The 19,809-nt window shown below is 50.2% G+C and carries 17 protein-coding genes and 2 riboswitches; of the genes, 16 read left to right on the top strand and 1 reads right to left on the bottom strand.

Annotated elements, in window-relative coordinates; all coding sequences use genetic code 11:
- The first annotated feature begins 98 nt into the window (after positions 1–98).
- The 5 genes from I8U19_RS05270 to trxA all read left to right on the top strand — a co-directional run bounded on the left by I8U19_RS05270 (position 99) and on the right by trxA (position 4,850).
- Positions 99–1,790: an AMP-binding protein gene (locus I8U19_RS05270; protein ID WP_033102103.1), complete on the top strand. Its 1,692-nt coding sequence runs from the start codon at positions 99–101 to the stop codon at positions 1,788–1,790.
- Between the two features lie 150 nt (positions 1,791–1,940).
- Positions 1,941–2,525, top strand: a complete 585-nt coding sequence (locus tag I8U19_RS05265) for a fatty acid metabolism transcriptional regulator FadR (RefSeq protein ID WP_033102104.1) — start codon at positions 1,941–1,943, stop codon at positions 2,523–2,525.
- 36 nt (positions 2,526–2,561) lie between these two features.
- Positions 2,562–3,341, top strand: coding sequence for an electron transfer flavoprotein subunit beta/FixA family protein (locus I8U19_RS05260; protein WP_033102105.1), 780 nt, complete (start codon positions 2,562–2,564; stop codon positions 3,339–3,341).
- A 20-nt stretch (positions 3,342–3,361) separates the two neighbouring features.
- Positions 3,362–4,345 (top strand): electron transfer flavoprotein subunit alpha/FixB family protein, encoded by a 984-nt coding sequence (locus I8U19_RS05255; protein ID WP_198055379.1) that lies wholly within the window; start codon positions 3,362–3,364, stop codon positions 4,343–4,345.
- A 181-nt stretch (positions 4,346–4,526) separates the two neighbouring features.
- On the top strand, positions 4,527–4,850 hold the full coding sequence (gene trxA, locus I8U19_RS05250; RefSeq protein WP_033102107.1) for a thioredoxin: 324 nt from the start codon (positions 4,527–4,529) through the stop codon (positions 4,848–4,850).
- A 60-nt stretch (positions 4,851–4,910) separates the two neighbouring features.
- Here trxA and I8U19_RS05245 read toward each other — a convergent pair whose 3' ends face one another.
- The gene (locus I8U19_RS05245) at positions 4,911–5,900 is read right to left on the bottom strand and encodes a hypothetical protein (RefSeq protein ID WP_198055378.1); all 990 of its coding nucleotides are present in this window, start codon (positions 5,898–5,900) and stop codon (positions 4,911–4,913) included.
- Between the two features lie 105 nt (positions 5,901–6,005).
- On the opposite strand from I8U19_RS05245, the gene uvrC reads away from it, so the two are divergent.
- The 11 genes from uvrC (at position 6,006) to sdhB (ending at position 19,798) form a co-directional block, all read left to right on the top strand.
- On the top strand, positions 6,006–7,781 hold the full coding sequence (uvrC, locus tag I8U19_RS05240; protein ID WP_033102109.1) for an excinuclease ABC subunit UvrC: 1,776 nt from the start codon (positions 6,006–6,008) through the stop codon (positions 7,779–7,781).
- Positions 7,782–7,967: 186 nt separating this feature from the next.
- Positions 7,968–8,459, top strand: coding sequence for a replication initiation and membrane attachment family protein (locus I8U19_RS05235; RefSeq protein WP_198055377.1), 492 nt, complete (start codon positions 7,968–7,970; stop codon positions 8,457–8,459).
- Positions 8,460–8,634: 175 nt separating this feature from the next.
- On the top strand, positions 8,635–10,107 hold the full coding sequence (locus I8U19_RS05230; RefSeq protein ID WP_198055376.1) for a phytoene desaturase family protein: 1,473 nt from the start codon (positions 8,635–8,637) through the stop codon (positions 10,105–10,107).
- A 337-nt stretch (positions 10,108–10,444) separates the two neighbouring features.
- A riboswitch (Lysine riboswitch) is annotated at positions 10,445–10,628 on the top strand.
- Between the two features lie 124 nt (positions 10,629–10,752).
- Complete coding sequence (locus I8U19_RS05220; RefSeq protein WP_198055504.1) at positions 10,753–12,015, top strand: aspartate kinase; 1,263 nt, start codon at positions 10,753–10,755, stop codon at positions 12,013–12,015.
- Between the two features lie 142 nt (positions 12,016–12,157).
- Positions 12,158–13,117: an ABC transporter permease gene (locus I8U19_RS05215; protein ID WP_052154403.1), complete on the top strand. Its 960-nt coding sequence runs from the start codon at positions 12,158–12,160 to the stop codon at positions 13,115–13,117.
- A gap of 1 nt (position 13,118) precedes the next feature.
- Complete coding sequence (locus I8U19_RS05210) at positions 13,119–14,045, top strand: ABC transporter permease (RefSeq protein ID WP_198055375.1); 927 nt, start codon at positions 13,119–13,121, stop codon at positions 14,043–14,045.
- Positions 14,046–14,059: 14 nt separating this feature from the next.
- A complete protein-coding gene (locus I8U19_RS05205; RefSeq protein ID WP_198055374.1) occupies positions 14,060–15,076 on the top strand; it encodes an ABC transporter ATP-binding protein in 1,017 nt (338 codons plus the stop codon).
- A gap of 106 nt (positions 15,077–15,182) precedes the next feature.
- A riboswitch (SAM riboswitch) is annotated at positions 15,183–15,296 on the top strand.
- A gap of 107 nt (positions 15,297–15,403) precedes the next feature.
- A complete protein-coding gene (gene metX / locus I8U19_RS05200; RefSeq protein WP_198055373.1) occupies positions 15,404–16,477 on the top strand; it encodes a homoserine O-acetyltransferase MetX in 1,074 nt (357 codons plus the stop codon).
- A gap of 144 nt (positions 16,478–16,621) precedes the next feature.
- A complete protein-coding gene (locus tag I8U19_RS05195) occupies positions 16,622–17,272 on the top strand; it encodes a succinate dehydrogenase cytochrome b558 subunit (protein ID WP_033102115.1) in 651 nt (216 codons plus the stop codon).
- A 16-nt stretch (positions 17,273–17,288) separates the two neighbouring features.
- Entirely contained in the window at positions 17,289–19,049 is a 1,761-nt protein-coding gene (gene sdhA / locus I8U19_RS05190) for a succinate dehydrogenase flavoprotein subunit (protein WP_033102116.1), read from the top strand.
- Positions 19,046–19,798, top strand: a complete 753-nt coding sequence (gene sdhB / locus I8U19_RS05185) for a succinate dehydrogenase iron-sulfur subunit (protein ID WP_033102117.1) — start codon at positions 19,046–19,048, stop codon at positions 19,796–19,798. Before sdhA ends, sdhB begins: the two co-directional genes overlap by 4 nt.
- Positions 19,799–19,809: the final 11 nt, after the last annotated feature.

The following is a 19,809-nucleotide window of genomic DNA, read 5'->3' as shown; positions in this document are numbered from 1 at the left end:
AAATTAGATAAAATAATTTTGAGTGATCATAAAATATATTCTAAATAGTTATACCCCATTCTTGAATGACTGTTCAGTCAGCAAAGGAGGGCGTTCTCATGGCTGGGACAGAAAGAATTTGGCTCAAGCATTATCCTCCAGAGGTGCCGGCTAAACTGAATTATCCCGATATCCCCATTACCCGCTTCTTAATTGATGCGGCTAAGGATTTTCCTGATCGCGATGCAGTTATTTTTTTGGGAAAACGCCTCACTTTCAGTCAGCTGCTCGACCAGGTATACCGCTTTGCAAATGCCTTGAAATCATTGGGGGTTAAAAGAGGAGAGCGGGTCGGCATCATGCTTCCCAATTCACCCCAGGCGATTATCGCCTATTATGCGACGCTTTTTTTGGGAGCAGTCGTCGTCCAGATCAACCCGCTCTATATGCGAAAAGAGTTGGAGCATCAATTAAAGGATTCTGGGACCGAAACGATTGTTTGTCTTGATGCCGTCCTGCCGAAGGTCAGGGAAGTAGAACCGGTCACTGAACTGAAAAGAATCATTGTGACCGGGATCAAAGATTATCTTCCGTTCCCGAAAAATTGGCTGTTTGCGTTAAAATCAAAAATAGATGGGACATCGGTCAAGGTGGAATACAACGATCACGTTCATTCTTTTGTCAGGCTGCTAAAGAAAGCGCTTCCCAAGCCGGTTGATGCCGTGTACGAGTCGGGGGACGACCTGGCCCTGTTGCAATATACCGGCGGAACGACGGGCTTGGCCAAAGGCGCCATGCTGACCCATCGCAATTTGGTCGTCAATTGTTTACAGGCGGAAGCATGGCTGTACAAAGCGAAAAGGGGAAAGGACAAGATCCTGGGCGCTTTGCCGTTCTTTCATGTCTATGGCATGACGGTGGTGATGAATTTTGCAATTCGGCTGGCATCCACCATTATTTTGGTGCCCAAGTTTGACAGAGATTTGATTTTGCAATTAATTAACAAATACCGACCTACATATTTTCCCGGGGCACCAACCATGTATGTGGGGCTGATCAATCATCCCTCAATTGATCAGTACGATCTGTCGTCGATCGAGGCATGTCTCAGCGGGTCTGCCCCACTGCCGGTCGAAGTGCAGGAACAGTTTGAAAAGCTGACCGGAGGAAGGCTGCTGGAAGGTTACGGAATGACGGAAACTTCACCTGTGACCCATTCCAATCTCGTCTGGGAACGCGTGAAAAATTCGACGATCGGGTTGCCATGGCCGGATACGGATGCGCGCATTGTAGATCCCGAGACTGGCGAGGTGCTGCGGCCCGGAGAAGTGGGAGAGTTGCAAGTGAAAGGGCCTCAGGTGATGAAAGGATATTGGAACCGGCCGGAAGAGACAAAGCAAGTATTGAAAGACGGCTGGTTAAGCACGGGAGATATCGGGCGCATGGATGAAGACGGCTACTTTTATATTATCGACCGGAAGAAGGATACGATCATTGCCGGCGGCTTCAATATCTATCCGCGCGAAGTGGAGGAAATCCTGTTTGAGCATCCGGCGATTGAAGAGGCGTCGGTTGTCGGTGTGCCCGACCCGTATCGGGGGGAGACGGTGAAAGCTTTCATCGTGCTGAAAAAAGGACAGCAGGTGACGGAAGATGAGCTGAACCAGTTTTGCCGGGCCCGACTTGCCAGTTACAAGGTTCCGCGTTTGTATGAATTCCGCGATGAACTGCCCAAATCTTCCGTTGGCAAAGTATTGCGCCGCGTTTTGGTTGAAGAGGAAAAAGTGAAGTTGCAACAAAAAGCGCAGTAATTCCAGAAAATGCCGGAAGGAAAAGTCAAATAATACGTTTAATTATAACCTGTAAAATGTGTATAAATGCATTGACAATTGGGAAGTATTAACCTAAACTTAAATTGAATGAATAGTCATTCATCGTAAAATACTGAGAGGATTTGAGCCATGGCTAAACGGACCGGAGAAAAGTATGAAGCGATCATTGAGGCTGCCATTCGCGTGATCGCGAAATATGGCTATCACAATGCACAGGTGTCAAAGATCGCCCGTGAAGCCAAGGTGGCAGACGGTACCATTTACTTATACTTTGAAAACAAAGATGATGTACTGATCTCTTTGTTCAGTGAAAAAATGGGTTCTTTCATCACCAAGGTTGAAGAGGAGCTCAAACAGATTAAATCCCCTTCAGATCAGCTCTATAAACTGATTCAACTCCATTTTCAGCATTTGGAGCGGGATCATGAGCTCGCCCTTGTCACCCAGATCGAATTGAGGCAGTCCAATCCTGAAGTGCGCAAGGGGATTGGGGAGATCTTGAAAAGGTATTTGAATGTGATTGACCAGATCATCGAGCGTGGTATCGAAACAGGCATTTTCCGCAGCGATCTCGATGTGCGCATCACAAGGAAAATGATTTTCGGGACGTTGGATGAGACGGTGACATCATGGATTATGAACAACCATAAATACAGTTTGCTCGATCAAGTGGATGAGATTCACCGTTTGTTCATCTCTGGTATGGGGGATTAAAGAAAATCTTCGCGTAAGGTTAGGGGGAGAGTGACCATGAACATCCTTGTATGCCTCAAACAGACTTTTGACACCGAAGAGCGCATTACCATTGAGAATGGCCGCATCAGCGAAGACGGGGTGGAGTTTGTCATCAACCCTTATGATGAATATGCCGTGGAAGAAGCCATTCGCCTCAAGGAGAAGCACGGCGGCGAGGTGACGGTGATCACGATCGGGCCGGAGCGCGCGGAACAAGCTTTGCGCACGGCGATGGCGATGGGTGCTGACAAAGGGGTGATCGTGGACATCGAAGAATTGGAAGAAGAGCCGGATGAACATACCATTGCAAAAATCCTGGCTGCCACCATCAAGGAAGAGGATCTCGCCTTCGATATTATCCTGTGCGGTTATATGGCCGTGGATGACGGCTCGGCACAAGTGGGGCCGCGTTTGGCAGAGCTTTTGGAAATCCCTCATATTTCCACTATTACCAAGCTGGATATCGATGGGAACAAAGTGTCGGTGGAAAAAGATGTGGAGGGGGATGTCGAGCTGATTGACTCCAGTCTTCCGATCCTGGTCACGGCCCAACAGGGGCTGAACGACCCGCGTTATCCTTCGCTTCCGGGTATTATGAAAGCAAAAAAGAAACCGCTTACGCGCTTGGAATTGGATGATCTCGATCTAGACGAAGAAGAGATCGCGGCCAAAACGGAAACGATCGATGTCTTCCTTCCGCCGAAAAAACAAGCGGGGAAAATCCTGCAAGGGGATATTAAAGACCAAGCAAAAGAACTGGTTCAACTGCTTAGGAACGAAGCGAAAGTGATTTAACAGCGAGGGGGAACGAATTCATGAGCAAAAACGTACTTGTGTTGGCCGATGTCCGCGATGGCAAATTGCGCAACGTGAGTCTGGAATCCCTGGCGGCAGCCCGTAAAGTGGCAGAAGGAGGGAGCGTGACAGCCGCCGTGTTTGGCAGCTTTGCCAAAGACCTGGTTGATCCGCTTGCCGAGCATGGGGCTGACAAAGTACTCGTCGTTACCAATCATGAATTGGATCAGTATACGACCGATGGTTATTTCGCCGCCTTTAAAAAGGTGATTGAACATATAAACCCGGATGTGATCTTCACCGGGCATACCGCCGTCGGCAAAGATCTGTCCCCGCGAATTGCGGCACGCTTGGGATTGGGGCTTGTTTCCGACGTGACCAGAGTTGAGCTTGAAGAAGGACGAATCGTCTTTACCCGGCCGATCTATGCCGGAAAAGCGTTTGTGAAGAAAGTGTTCAAAGAAGGTACGGTTTTTGCCACGCTTCGGCCCAACAATATTGAAAAGGGAGAAGCGGATTCAGGGCGCAAGGCCAACGTTGAGGAATTGCGAGTAGATGTACCGGCTGATCTCTTGCGCACCATTGTAAAAGATGTGGTTAAAAAATCGACTGACGGAGTCGATCTTTCCGAAGCGAGAATCATTGTTTCCGGCGGGCGCGGTGTCAAAAGCGCAGACGGTTTCAAGCCGCTGGAGGAATTGGCCAGCCTTCTCGGAGGTGCTGTCGGGGCTTCGCGCGGTGCCTGCGATTCCGGTTATTGTGATTATGCCCTGCAGATCGGGCAGACCGGGAAAGTGGTTACACCTGATTTGTACATTGCATGCGGAATTTCCGGGGCGATTCAGCATCTGGCGGGCATGTCAAACTCCAAAGTGATCGTGGCCATCAACAAAGATCCGGAAGCACCGATATTCCAGGTGGCTGATTACGGGATCGTCGGCGATTTGTTTGAAGTGGTCCCTCTGTTGACAGAGGAGTTTAAAAAACTGCTCGCCCAGAATTAAAAATCATCAGCAATCATTCGCAAGCTGGAGCACAATATGATTATTGTGCTCTTTGCTGTATTGTCACCGTCTGGAATGGTTGTAACTTTTTTTTTTCAAGTGGTATACTATCTCTGTAGAACAGTCTATATGGCTTGTTCGGTTTGCAGGTTTGCAACAGATTATGAGGAGGATTTTTCAAATGGCTATTGTAGAAATTACAGATCAAACTTTTAATAAAGAAGTCGAATCTGCTGATGCCGGTTCGGTGTTGGTCGATTTTTGGGCACCATGGTGCGGTCCGTGCCGCATGTTGGCTCCGATCCTGGAAGAAGTGGACGGTGAAATGGGCGATCAGGTGAAAATCGTAAAAGTGAATGTGGATAACAGCCCGGAAACAGCCGGCAAGTTCGGGGTAATGAGCATTCCGACCCTGATGCTCTTCAAAAACGGCGAAATGGTTTCCAAAGCCGTCGGGCTGCAACCGAAAGAACAACTGGTTGCCTGGATTAAAGAGCACATCTAAACCGGAACAAAAGCGATTTATAAGAAAAAATGCCACCAGAGCCAAGCTGGTGGCATTTTACTATTCATCGTCTTTGCGCTCGGTTGACGGGGAATCCGGATCAGATTTCTTAATGGAAAAGGAAACATCCGCATCGTCTGTTGCCGGGGCGGCAGGTTCGGCCTCCACATTGACAATCAATGGGCGCAAATATTTATGATATCGATAGGCGATCATCAAAGTGATGATCATCATGATGAACGGAGTGATTGCGATCTGGAGCAGGAACTGAATCAGCTCCATCACAGCGAGCACACCCTGATTTCCCGAATTTCCGAGAAAGACGAAGACAAAGCTGACCAGTAAGTAAACAACCACGATTGCAACAGTCAACAACATGGCGAAGAAGAAACTTCCAAACACCCGGCCGAACGCTTTGGTGAAAAGCCGGAAGGATTTTTTGAGTGATAAGATCACGTCAGTATCTTCGCTGATCAGAATATAGGGAGCATGCATGAAGGCCAGGCCCAAAATGAAGAAACCGATCAGTCCGATCAGAATCAATAATGCGCCGATGACAGGCGAATTCATCCCGGCTGCGATAATTCCGATTAACAGCAGCAAGCCTGGCACGAGATATGCTAAACTAGACAAGAGGTATACGAGAAAGGCTTTCAGCATGTATTTGAAGCCTTTGCTGAAATATGTAGAGATGTCTGATTTGTTTTCCGCGACAGCCTGGACGGCGACGCTGATCGACCCGGCGTTTTGAAATGCTTCGAGAAGCAAGTACAAAATCCCGCCGATGAGCAGAAACAGGAGCAGGATCAATAACGTGCCGGACGAGAAAAAGGAATCGAGCATCGGGATGATCTCGTCACCGGTCATGGTGTCCAGACTGATTCCCGATGGCAGTGATCCGACCAGGAGAGCACCGCCGACAATCATGAGCGCAAAGAAGAAGAGAACAAAAATAAAGGCTCCAACAATGCCGACCGCAAGCGATCCGACCAGGTTGGAGAGCCATACTTTGACTCCGTGCTGACGCAGAATATCGGAAAAACGTAACACGAAGAAAATTCCTCCTTTAGTTAAGATAAGATAAATATACCATGTTTGCATATCTAGATAACCAATAATATTTTAAAGTTTTTTATATGTTGAAAGAGGGGTATCATGGGACTGATTCAGGATAAGCTGGCTCTTTTGCCCGAGCAACCGGGATGCTACCTGATGAAAAATAAAGATGGGGAAATTATTTATGTCGGCAAGGCAAAGAGCTTGAAAAACCGGGTTCGTTCTTACTTTACCGGCAGTCATGACGGAAAAACGCAACGATTGGTCATGGATATCGCCGATTTTGAATATATCGTGACCGGCAGCCCTCTGGAAGCTCTCATCTTGGAGTGCAATCTGATCAAGAAGCACCGGCCGCGTTACAATATCATGCTGAAGGATGACAAGTCTTACCCTTACCTGCGCCTGACCAAGGAGCGTCACCCGCGCCTGGAAGTGACGCGAAATCTGAAGAAAGACGGTTCACGGTATTTTGGCCCTTATCCCCATGCAGGGGCGGCGCAGCACACCAAAAAATTACTTGATCGCTTGTTTCCGCTCAGAAAGTGCAAAACGATTCCCAAACGCGTTTGTTTGTATTACCATATGGGGCAATGCTTGGCTCCCTGTGAATTTGAAGTGAATAAAGAGGAGTATGAAGCGATCACTCAAAAGATTACCCGCTTTTTGAACGGCGGTTATCCGGAACTGAAGCGGGAGCTGAAGAAAAAGATGGAAGAAGCAGCCGAAAGGCTGGAGTTTGAGCGGGCCAAAGAGTACCGGGATCTGCTCCGGGATATTGAGGCGACGATGGAGAAGCAAAACATTGTCTTTCAGGATCAAATTGATCGTGACGTGTTTGGTTATGCGGCCGAAAAGGGGCTTATGTGTGTTCAGGTCTTTTTCGTGCGCCAGGGGAAATTGATCGAGCGCGAAGTTTCCATTTTCCCTCACCATCAAGAGCCGGAAGAGGATTTTTTGACGTTTGTCGCCCAGTTTTACCACGAAATGCCCGGCCTGCCGAAGGAGATTCACCTGCCACAGGGAATCGATCTCGAACTGTTACAGGGTCTTTTGCCCGAGGTTCACGTGCAGATTCCGCAGCGCGGGGTGAAGGCAAATCTGGTGAACATGGCGATGGAAAATGCACGGATCGCTCTCAAGGAGCGGTTCCAACTGATGGAAAGAGACGAAGAGAAAACCGTCCGCGCCCTGGAGAATTTGGCAGAAGTTCTTGGCATCGGATTGCCGCGCCGCATTGAAGCTTTTGACAACTCCAACATTCAGGGAACCGATCCCGTTTCAGCGATGGTGTGCTTCATTGACGGAAAACCGGCGAAAAAGGAGTACCGAAAGTTTAAAATCCGCACAGTCGACCAGCCGGATGATGTGAAAACGATGCGGGAAGTGATCCGGCGGCGCTATACCCGCGTGTTGAAGGAAAATCTTCCGTTGCCGGATCTGATTCTGGTCGATGGCGGAAAGGGACAGATCAACGCGGCGCGTGATGTGCTTGAAAACGAGCTCGGCCTTTATATTCCGTTGGCCGGTATGGTAAAAGACGACAAACACCGGACGGCGGGGCTAATCGCCGGGGATCCGCCGCAAAATGTGAATTTAAAGCGGGGGAGTCAAGAATTTTATCTGATCGGGCGCATTCAGGAAGAGGTTCACCGCTTTGCCATCACCTTCCACCGGCAGACGAGGGGGAAACACCTGCTCGAATCGGCACTGGACAAGATTCCCGGAATTGGGCCCAAGCGGAAGCAGCAACTGTATCGTCATTTTGGCTCCATCGCTAAAATGAGGGAAGCATCCGTCGAGGAGTTTCGCAAAGCGGGAATCGGGGATAAGCTGGCGCATACGATCAAGGAATCACTGCGCAATACAGAGTAACCTGCTCTTTGCATCGCAAGGGGCGGGACTTTTTTATTTCAAACATTTTATGATTATTTTTTTGATAACTTGTATCATTTTTACATTTGCTATATCTTTTTTTTAGGGGATCAATTTCAATTTCTGAAACTTTTTCCTTTTGCCCGCTGGTATAATAGAATTAAACCATTTTGCCGGGAGGTTGCCATGACAGGATCAGATAAGCAGCTACATAAACTGGAGACGATGGATCCGCTTGAATTTTTGGGCCAGTTCACAGGCGGACAGCCTGTTGCCAAACCGCTGGGCCAGTTGGTTTATGATCTGAAAAAAAATTATGCTTTCTCCAACGGTGTGATCAATGCTTTGTTTCAGGTATGCCTGGAGGAAAATGATTATAAAATCGTTCGTTCCCATGTGATGAACATGGCAGAGCGGCTGGGGGCGGCAATGGTGCGAACCGCGCAGGATGTTTTTGCTTATCTGCAGGCAGATTCCAGGCAAAGCAAAACCGGGAACAGACAGAAAACGCGAAATTTCGACAGTTTTAACTCTGAATATGTGGAGACCAATATCGCCCTGATTGCCAGACAACTTCATGAAGTGCGCCAGGAAGTGAATATCCGGTTCCAGCAGATTCAAAAACAGCTGGACCGCATCGAAAGCCAGTTGGGGCAATTGACAGATTTGTTTAAATAACGGAAAGCCAAATCCAACGATCGTTATGTTCAACTTTGCATAGCGGTCTTTTTTGCTTTATGGAGAGGGTTGCCCAGGCGAAGGTTTTTTTTGCTTTTTGCAGAACGCCATAAGAGGATATGATAAATTTTCTATCTTGAACTCATCGACTATGCAGGAAAGGAAGGAAAGAATGATGAGAACGGGAGTGGTGATCGGAGGGGGAGTAGCGGGACTTGTTACGGCCATCCAGTTAGCCGCCCGCGGAGTAAAAGTGACGCTCTTTGAAAAAGAAGCGGCCTTGGGCGGGAGATTTCGCTCTGTGCAGGCGGGGGATTACTTTTTCGATACGGGTTCCTCAACGGTTCTGATGCCCTGGGTTTTTGAACGCTTCATGCGTCAGTCAGGAGAGTCTGAGCCATTGCCCTTTGTTCCGCTTGAGGTCAACAGCCGCCATTTTTTTTATAACAAAACCATTGTTGATTTATCGGCAGACCCTGATATTATGGCTGAACAGCTGGACGGGTTTTCACCGGAGGACCGGCAGGGGTTTCTCGATTATCTCACAGAAACAGGCCGGCTCTATGAGACGGTGGAAGAGTGGATGCTGGAAGAGAGCGGAGGGCAGGGCGGTAAACGGTTTTCGGCGAAGTGGCTCAAAGCGTGGTTTTCCATTCATCCTTTTGTTTCCCTCGACTCGTTTCATCGCCGCTTTTTCTCAGATCCCCGTTTGATTGCCATGATGAATCGCTTGGTGACCGGCGGCCGGGTTTCACCCTATGAAGCCCCTTCGTTTCTTTCCTTTATCGCTTATTTGCATCTGGTGCAAGGAACCTGTTTTGTGGAAGGGGGGAGCGGCCGGTTGATTGAGCTGTTGGAGAAACGGGCCAGATCGCTGGGGGTTGCGATTCATCTGAACTGTCCGGTGGAAAGGATTCTTGTCTCCGGCAGCCATGTGGCAGGGGTCCGGGCAAAAGAAGAGAACTGGAGCGCGCAATTGGTGGTTTCCGCCGTTGACAATATACAGACACAAACGGAATTGCTCGAACGAACGAAGGTCAAGCACTCAGACCAGCCGGGCAGTTCCGCTTTTCTCTGCCTGTGGGGCGTCAAGCAGCCGTTTCCTTTTTTGCACCATCACAATTATTTTTATCCGAGCGATTACTGGCGGCATGATATTGACTTGTTTGATCAGCAAAGATGGACGGAGTCGCCCATTATCTATGTGGGGAATCCATCTGCTTCCGGACAGGGGAGAGTGGCGACGGAAAGCCGTTTGCATGTGAAGGTGAACGTGCCGCTTCGGAAGATGGACAATGAGAAGCCGTCTTACACCGCTTATCGCGATCTTTTGCTTTTTCTGCTGGAAAAGGTGTGGGGGTTGAAAGGATTGGAGGAATCCTTGGAAGTGGAAGAGGTATATGGGCCGGATGAGTTGGATTTACGGATTGGTACGCAGGAGGCGGTATCGCCCGGGAAAATGGTCCGTCGTTTCCGGCCCCGGTTCCACGATCCGATCCGGGACCGGCAGATAAAAGGGCTTTACTATACGAGTTCTGTGGCCGATTTTGCCGAAGATCCTTCCTTTGCCGCATTGGGTGGTATTCGGACGGCAAAGCGGATCGAGGAGGATTGGAAGGGGGAAATGAGAGCCGGAGCAGTTAGGTGAGTGCAGCTTTTATAAGATGATGTGCATGATTATTCATTTTTGCTGAGGATCACTCGTGGACACACATGCTGCCGGAAAAAATCGAGCGCCGGTGATTGGAGGCGGCCCTGAAACCGGAACCGAAAGTTGCTTTCATGGAAAAGCATCTTGCAAAATCGCTTGAGACTTGCCCCGATCCAAACATTCTGCGGTGATATTTGCTGCCGTTTGCACGTGAGCGCCGCTGATGGGATCGACAGGGAAAAGGAAATAAATGAGACCAAAATTCTATTATTGCGTATAAATATTGGATATGTTATCATCTGAACAACAATTGAAATGAAATGACTCGCTGATCATGTGGAATAGAGGTGCGGCTTTTATCAGTACTTGTCTGGAGTTCGGGGACGAGGAAGGACAGGGAAAGGAAAATGCCGCCGAAGTTTGTTTTGGGTTGCCGGCCCGAAGCAGGCTGGTACCGTGCCCGAACAGGGGCGGTATTGTCACAGAAGCCACTGCTTTTGTGGAGCGCTAATCCGCAGGGAACGAGCGAACTGGAGCATTGGTAGGTACAAGGCGACAGCTAGCGACTCTCTGCTGTGGCCTTCTGTTTTTTTTTCAGGAGAGTAGTGGATGAGCGAGTACCGAGCAGAGAGGAGAGGAACAATGAGCATCGTCGTGCAAAAATTTGGCGGCACCTCAGTCGGCAGCATCGAGCGCATTCGTGCCGTGGCAGAGATCGTTGCGAAAACGGCGGCAAAAGGACACCAGTGCGTAGTCGTGGTTTCGGCCATGGGGAAATCAACAGACCAGCTTGTCGCAATGGCGAAAGAAATCAGTGAAAATCCTTCACCTAGGGAGATGGACATGCTCTTGACGACGGGGGAGCAAGTGAGCATCGCCTTGCTGTCGATGGCACTGCAGGAAAAGGGGCTGAAGGCCCGTTCGATGACGGGATGGCAGGCCGGGATTGAAACCGATCACGTTCACGGGAAAGCGATGGTTCGCCATGTGAACACGGATGCGATTCTGAACTGCCTGAATCGGGGCGAAGTGGTTGTCGTGGCCGGTTTCCAGGGGCTCTCCCCAAACAGCGAGATCACGACGCTCGGGCGCGGAGGTTCCGACACGACCGCGGTGGTCTTGGCGGCGGCCCTGAAAGCAGAGTATTGCGAGATTTATACTGATGTCACCGGCGTCTTTACGGCTGATCCCCGGATTGTTCCCAGCGCGAGAAAGATGGAAGAGATCTCGTATGAAGAGATGCTGGAGCTGGCGCATTTGGGCGCGGGGGTGCTGCATCCCCGTTCCGTCGAGGCAGCGCTCATCAATCAGGTTGATCTGATCGTGCGCTCCAGCTTTGTCGATGAACCGGGAACTTGGGTGAAGGAGGAAAGCACAATGGAACAGGAATTAAATGTGAGAGGGATCGCTCACGATCTCAATGTGGCCAGGATTAAAGTATTGGGATTGCCCAACCATGAACATACATTAACCCGGTTGTTCAGTCTTCTGGCCGACGCGCACATCAATGTGGATATTATCGTGCAAAGTGAACATGATCAGGAAACCATCGATGTCGCCTTCAGCGTCGCCGAAAACGAGGGAGCGGAAGCAGAGCGGGTTCTGCAAAGCGCTAAAGAGGAGCTGAACTTTGTCAAAATTTTGGCGGAGTCCGGTTTGGCCAAGGTATCGGCGGTAGGGGTAGGCATGATGACCAAGCCGGGGGTTGCCGCCAAAATGTTTTCCTGCTTGAGTGAAGCCGGAGTCCGGGTCAAAATGGTTTCCACATCTGAAATCAAAATCTCGTGCGTAATTGACCGTGAACTTGCAAAAACGGCGGTTCAGCGGCTTCACACTGCGTTTGGGCTGGATGGGCACGAGGAAACGGCGTCGGGAAAAAAAGAATTAAACCCTTCCGTTGTGTAAAGATCATTTGACCGGCATTCACCTGGTTGCAGGTGAACCTGCCGGTTTTTTTATGGAATCGGCTTGACTGAAAACAATTGTTTAAGGGATGATTAAAATGATTAAGAAATTGCATTATATATTAAAATATTTTTTTATTCAGATGCCCGTTGCCTTGGAGGTGGAAAGCTTGCTGCGCTACATTTTGGGCCGCATTGTTCAGATGGTGGTTACGCTGTGGGTGATTGCGACCATCACCTTTCTCATGATGAAAGCGATTCCGGGAGACCCTTTTTCAAGCGATAAAAAACTTCCGGAAGAAGTGCTTCACAACCTGCGGGCGTACTATCACCTGGATGAACCCGTTTCGGTTCAATATTTGGTGTATATGAAGGATTTACTCACCTTTGATTTGGGATTTTCGATAAAAGATCAGACCCGGACGGTGAATGACATTATTGCCGACGGTTTTCCGGTTTCCGCGCAACTGGGAGCACAAGCGCTGGTCGTGGCCATCATTGCCGGCGTCATTCTCGGCGCAGTGGCCGCCCTTCGGCAAAATCGCCTGACGGACTATGCGGCAATGGTTATGGCCGTCCTGGGGATTTCGATTCCCAGTTTTGTGTTGGCTCCCCTGCTCCAGAAGTATCTGGGAGTCGAATGGGAATTGCTGCCCGTGGCCAGATGGGAGGGATTCACCTCGACCATCATGCCGACCATCACCCTGGCGGCCTTACCGCTGGCGACCATAACGCGGTTAATGCGCGCGAGCATGGTGGAAGTGCTGACCCAGGATTATATCCGGACCGCCCGGGCCAAAGGGCTGCCACCCGGCCGGGTGATTTTGCGGCATACCCTGCGCAATTCCATCTTGCCGGTGGTGACAATTCTCGGCCCGATTTCCGTAGGGGTATTGACAGGCAGCTTTGTAATTGAAAACATTTTTTCCATGCCGGGAATCGGCCGGTATTTTGTCGACAGCATTTCCAATCGCGATTATCCGATGATCATGGGCATCACCCTGTTTTATTCCGCCTTGCTCATCTTTGTCAACTTTCTGGTGGATCTCGCTTACGGCTGGATTGATCCGCGGATTCAGATCACGAAAAAGGGGGAGAGGTAAAGTGGAACCGGCAACCGATCAAACGCGTTTTCTTCCCTCTGTCCGGTCGCGTACCGAACTGGAAAAGATCAGCCGCCCGCATACAACCTATTGGCAGGATGTTTGGCGGAGGCTGAGAAAAAACATTCTGGCGATGACCGGACTTGTCCTGATATTGCTGATCGCCCTGATGTCCATTTTCGGTCCGATGATCTCCCCTTATGATTACAGTGATCAAAACTTGAAAGACGGCATCAATCTGGAACCTTCCAGCGAGCATTGGTTCGGGACGGACGATTTGGGGCGGGATGTTTTTGTCCGCGTCTGCGAAGGGGGACGAATCTCCCTGACGATCGGGCTGATGGCCGCATTGATCGATCTGCTGATCGGGGTGATCTATGGAGGGATTGCCGGTTATCGGGGAGGGAGAACCGATGAAGTGATGATGCGAATCGTTGATATTTTATGGGGACTGCCTTATTTATTGACGGTCATTTTGCTCATGGTGGTCATGCCGCCGGGGTTGGGAACGATTATTCTCGCGCTGACCGTGACCGGATGGCTGAATATGGCCCGCTTGGTAAGGGGACAGGTTCTTCAGTTGAAAGAACAGGAGTTTGTGCTGGCCGCCCGGACTCTCGGAGCCGGTACAAAACGGATTTTGTTCAAGCATCTGATTCCGAATGCCATGGGCCCGATCATCATCATGCTCACCTTGACCGTCCCGTCGGCCATCTTTGCCGAAGCGTTTTTAAGTTTTTTGGGATTGGGTGTCCAGGCACCGATTGCCAGCTGGGGAACGATGATCAACGATTCACTGATCACGATTCTTTCCGGTGAATGGTGGCGCCTCTTTTTTCCCTCGTTGTTCCTCTGTATCACAATGCTTGCTTTTAACGCCCTCGGTGACGGACTGCGTGACGCGCTTGATCCGAAGATGCGCAAATAGAAAGGAAGAGAAAAATGGGGACGAATCCGCTTTTGGAGGTAAGCGATTTGCACATTTCGTTTCAGGTGGACGGCGGGGAAGTGCAGGCGGTCCGCGGTGTTACTTTTGCCTTGCACAAAGGGGAGATGCTGGCGGTAGTCGGTGAATCGGGCAGCGGCAAAAGCGTCACCGCCTTGTCGCTGATGCGGCTCATCCCTGATCCCCCGGGCCGGATCAAGCAGGGGAAAATCATATTTGACGGCAAGGATTTGACAAAACTCTCCGAGCGGGAAATGTTTCAAATCCGTGGCTCAAAGATCGCGATGATTTTTCAGGATCCGATGACTTCCTTAAATCCGACCATGACCGTGGGAAGACAGATTATTGAAGGGATCCGCTGGCATCAGCAGACGGGCGTGACCGAAGCGAAAGAAAAAGCGGTGGAAATGCTGAAATTGGTCGGAATTCCCAATCCAGAAAAAAGATTGACGCAATACCCGCACGAATTTAGCGGCGGAATGCGCCAGCGGGTGATGATCGCCATGGCCCTCGCTTGCAATCCGCAAGTCCTGATCGCCGACGAACCGACGACGGCACTGGATGTTACGATTCAGGCCCAGATCCTGGAGCTGATGAAAAAACTTCAGCGGGAAACGGATACGGCGATTATTCTCATCACGCATGATCTGGGGGTTGTCGCGGAAACCGCAGATCGCGTTGCGGTGATGTACGGGGGACGGCTGGTGGAAACCGGCGGGGTGGAAGAAATATTTGCGGATGCGCGCCATCCCTACACCTGGGGATTACTTGATTCCATGCCACGCTTGGATCTGCCGCGTGACCGGCATCTGGAACCGATTCCCGGCTCGCCCCCCGACTTGTTCTCTCCTCCAGCCGGTTGTCCATTTGCCGACCGCTGTCCTCATGCCATGAATATCTGTCATGAAGAAATGCCGCCGGTCACCCAGATTACCTCCACCCATCAGGTTTTTTGCTGGCTGGAAGACCCGGCTGCGCCATCGGTAGAGAGGAAAAAGCGAATCATCGGCTGAGTTTCCCGAAAAGGCAGTGCATTTCTCCGATTGAGAGACAGCAGCTTGACACCCGGGCAGTTTGGCGATATGATCAGAATGATGAATGAAGAAAAATTGAAAATTCTTCTTATCCAGAGTGGTGGAGGGACTGGCCCGATGAAGCCCGGCAACCTCGCTATGATCATTAGCGGTTGGTGCCAATTCCTGCAGAACGCAGAATCGTTCTGAGAGATGAGAAGAGGCTTGAAGATAAATAGCGTGAGCAAAGAAGCCCTCTTCTTTTTGAAGAGGGTTTTCTGTTTTCATGACATAGGTCTTTTACCTAAAATCATTGGAGGAATGAGGATGTTGACACGGGCCATCAGCCGGAAAAATACAGAAAAAATCGGTTCGCTGCAATTGGAGTCCGGTGAAAAACTCGCTGAGGTGGAAGTGGCGTACGAGCTGGCGGGAAAATGGACGCTTGAAAAGGATAACGTGATTGTCGTTTGTCATGCATTGACGGGGGATACTCACACCGTCGGGGATGAACAGTCACCAGGCTGGTGGGACGGCTTGATCGGGCCTGGAGGCTATATCGACACGCAGCGGTATGCAGTGATCACCATGAACACGCTCGGCGGGTGCAACGGGAGCACGGGGCCTTCCTCACCCCATCCGGAGACAGGCACTCCTTATGGAAGCCGTTTTCCCAAAGTGACCATCCGGGATATGGTCAAGGCCCAATATATTTGCCTTGAAAAATTGGGGATCAGACACGTGAAAGCGGTGATCGGGGGATCGATGGGAGGCATGCTGGCCCTCGAATGGGCGGTGATGTACCCCGACTTTATGGACGCCTGCATTCCGATTGCGACCGGGGCAACCTTGTCCTCGCTGTCGATGGCTCATAACGAAATCGGGCGCCGGGCGATCATGCTGGATCCGCAGTGGCAAGGCGGGGATTATTACCCGGGTTCCGGCCCCCTCAACGGGTTATCGACGGCACGCATGGTGGGCATGGTCACTTACCGGACCGAAGATTTATTTGAACGGCGCTTCCGCCGGGAGGGAGAAGAAAATCCTTATTTGCAGGTTGAGAGCTATTTGCGGTACCAAGGTGAAAAACTGGTCAGCCGGTTTGATGCCAATTCCTATCTCCTGTTTCTTTCCGCAATGGACGGGCATGATATCGGGCGGGGACGCGGTGGAATCGAGAAAGCAGTCGAGATGATCCGCGCCAGGATCTTAACGATCGGGATTACGGAAGATATGTATTTTCCGGTCAGGCAGCAGCGTTCCTTTCATCAGCTTTGTTTAAATAAAGGGAAAAACGCAGTTTACCATGAATTTTCATCATATTACGGACATGATGCCTTTTTGGTGGAATTTAACCAATTTGGCCCCAAAATACGGCAATTTTTGGAGGTAAGCGGCTAGTTTCCCCCCCTTGATGGTTCCTTGACGGTACTTCCATTTCGGGAGTAAAATAAATACCGAGTTGAAACCCTTTTCTATTATTGTTATTTTGGAAGAGTTTTCAATTCTCTTTACTGCGATTATGACCTGGATTGGAGGCAAAAGATGAGCACGCAACGCAGTTTTTTCAACCGTCGGATACACTCGTTGCTGGGCGTAATACCGGTGGGCTTTTTTTTACTTGAACACTTGTATACCAACTATTACGCCACCAAAGGGGCAGGCGCTTTTGTAGAGCAGGTTAAGTGGCTTTGGCATATTCCCATCTTAACTGTTCTGGAAATCGTTTTTATTTTCTTGCCTCTTTTGTATCACGGGATTTACGGTTTGTATATCGCTTTTCGGGCGAAAAACAATGTGGGGAACTTTGGTACATTCCGCAACTGGATGTTCCTTCTGCAACGGGTTACCGGCGTGATCACGTTGATTTTCGTCATTTGGCACGTCTGGGAAACGCGGGTTCATGTGGCGCTGGATCATTTGACAGCGGAACAACTGGCGGAACTCATGGCAACGATCCTGCAAAATCCGGTTTTCCTGACCCTGTACCTGATCGGATTGATCTCCGCCGTCTTCCACTTCAGCAATGGAATGTGGGCGTTTCTCGTCAGCTGGGGGGTAACGGTCGGACCGCGCGCACAAAGGGTATCCACCTGGGTCTGGGGCGTTGTTTTCGTGATCGTTTCCTACATGGGTGTGTCTTCGCTGTTAGCATTTGCAAGACCAGAATTCATCCAACAATTGGCACAGCATTAGAAGGGAGCACATGCCAATGAATGAAAAAATCATTGTTGTAGGCGGCGGGCTGGCCGGTTTAATGGCTACGCTCAAGGCGGCTGAAGCAGGCGCCGATGTTCAACTCTTTTCCCTTGTCCCCGTAAAGCGCTCTCACTCCGTGTGTGCACAGGGAGGCATCAATGGTGCTGTGAATACCAAAGGAGAAGGGGACTCCCCGTGGGAACACTTCGATGATACGATCTACGGCGGCGACTTTTTGGCAAACCAACCGCCGGTAAAAGCGATGTGCGAAGCGGCACCGGGAATCATTTATCTGATGGACCGGATGGGTGTGCCATTCAACCGCACACCGGAAGGGTTGATCGATTTCCGTCGCTTTGGCGGAACCAAACACCACCGTACTGCCTACGCGGGTGCAACCACCGGGCAGCAGCTTTTGTATGCGCTTGATGAACAAGTGCGCCGCTACGAAGTGGAAGGACGCGTTACTAAATATGAGTATTGGGAGTTTCTGAGAATTTTGCAGGATGACGCAGGAGTATGTCGGGGGATTGTTGCGCAAAATTTAAGAAGCAGTGAAATTGTGGCATTCCCGGCAGATGCGGTCATTCTGGCGACCGGCGGACCGGGAATTATCTTTGGTAAATCGACCAACTCCATGATCAATACCGGTACGGCGGCGAGCGCTGTTTATCAGCAAGGGGCTTATTATGCCAACGGCGAGTTTATCCAGATTCACCCGACAGCGATTCCGGGAGATGACAAACTTCGCCTGATGTCGGAATCGGCCCGGGGAGAAGGCGGACGCGTCTGGACCTATAAGGACGGAAAACCGTGGTATTTCCTCGAAGAGTGGTATCCAGCCTATGGAAACCTGGTACCGCGTGACATTGCCACACGCGCCATTTTTAAAGTGTGTGTGGATATGAAACTGGGGATCAACGGCGAAAACATGGTCTATCTGGACCTCTCGCACAAAGATCCGAAAGAATTGGATATCAAACTCGGCGGTATTATTGAGATTTATGAGAAATTCATGGGAGAGGACCCGCGCAAAGTCCCGATGAAAATTTTCCCTGCCGTTCACTACTCGATGGGCGGATTGTGGGTTGATTATAACCAAATGACCAACATCCCCGGCCTGTTTGCAGCCGGCGAATGCGATTATCAGTATCACGGGGCGAACCGTCTGGGCGCAAACTCGCTCCTGTCCAGCATTTTCGGCGGAATGGTGGCTGGCCCGAAAGCGATCGAATATGTGCGTGGCCTTGACAAACACATTGATTCAATTGATGCCAGCCAGTTTGAGTCCCAAGTGAAAGCCGAAGAGGAAAAATACGAAAACATCCTCAAAATGGACGGGACCGAGAATGCATATGTTCTGCACAAGGAACTGGGCGAATGGATGACCAACAACGTGACCATCGTGCGTTACAACGACCGCTTGAAGAAAACGGATGAAAAGATCCAGGAACTGATGGAGCGCTATCAGAATATCAGCATGGTTGATACCAGCAAATGGAGCAACAGCGCAGCATCGTTTACCCGCCAGCTGTGGAACATGCTGCAACTGGCCCGCGTCATCACCATTGGTGCCTACAACCGGAATGAAAGCCGCGGGGCTCACTATAAACCTGATTTCCCTGATCGTAACGATGAAGAGTGGCTGAAAACAACCAAGGCGAAATTCACTCCGGAAGGTCCTGAATTTGAGTATGAACCGGTCGACATTTCTCTGATCAAGCCTCGTCCGCGTCGCTATGATGTGGATAAGGGAGGGAACAAAAAACAATGAGCGAACAACAATTTGTACACCTCATCGTCACACGGCAGGACGGTCCGGATGGAAAGCCGTACAAAGAAGAGTTTAAAATCCCTTATCGAAAAAACATGAATCTTATTTCCGCGTTAATGGAAATTCAGCGCAATCCGGTCAATTCCAAAGGCGAAAAAGTGTCTCCGGTACAGTGGGAATCCAACTGTTTGGAAGAAGTTTGCGGTGCGTGCTCCATGGTGATCAACGGCAAACCCCGTCAGGCGTGCACGGCTTTGATCGATAAACTGGAACAGCCGATTCGCGTTGAACCGATGAAAACTTTCCCGGTCGTACGCGATTTGGTTGTCGACCGCAGCCGCATGTTTAACGCGCTGAAACGCGTAAAAGCGTGGATTCCGATCGACGGGACGTATGATCTTGGTCCGGGGCCGCGCATTGCGGAAAACGAGCGGCAATGGCGTTATGAGTTGTCCAAGTGCATGACCTGCGGCGTCTGTCTGGAAGCTTGTCCAAACGTCAATACGAAATCTGATTTTATCGGTCCGTTTGTCGTCGGACAAGTCCAGCTCTTCAACTCCCACCCGACAGGGGCCATGAACAAGGAAGAGCGCCTTGAGGCATTGCTGGGCGAAGGCGGTTTGCAAGAATGCGGAAACTCACAAAACTGCGTTCGTGCCTGTCCCAAAGGCATCCCGCTTACCACTGCGATTGCCAAGTCCAACCGCGATGCAACCAAACACATGTTTAAAAAATGGTTGTCTTTCTAAGAAAGTGGCCG

Source organism: Thermoactinomyces sp. CICC 10523 (assembly GCF_016055105.1).
In the GTDB taxonomy this organism is placed as follows: domain Bacteria; phylum Bacillota; class Bacilli; order Thermoactinomycetales; family Thermoactinomycetaceae; genus Thermoactinomyces_A; species Thermoactinomyces_A daqus.
The sequence above is the reverse complement of the archived record's forward strand: the minus strand, read 5'-3'. Positions and strand labels throughout refer to the sequence as shown.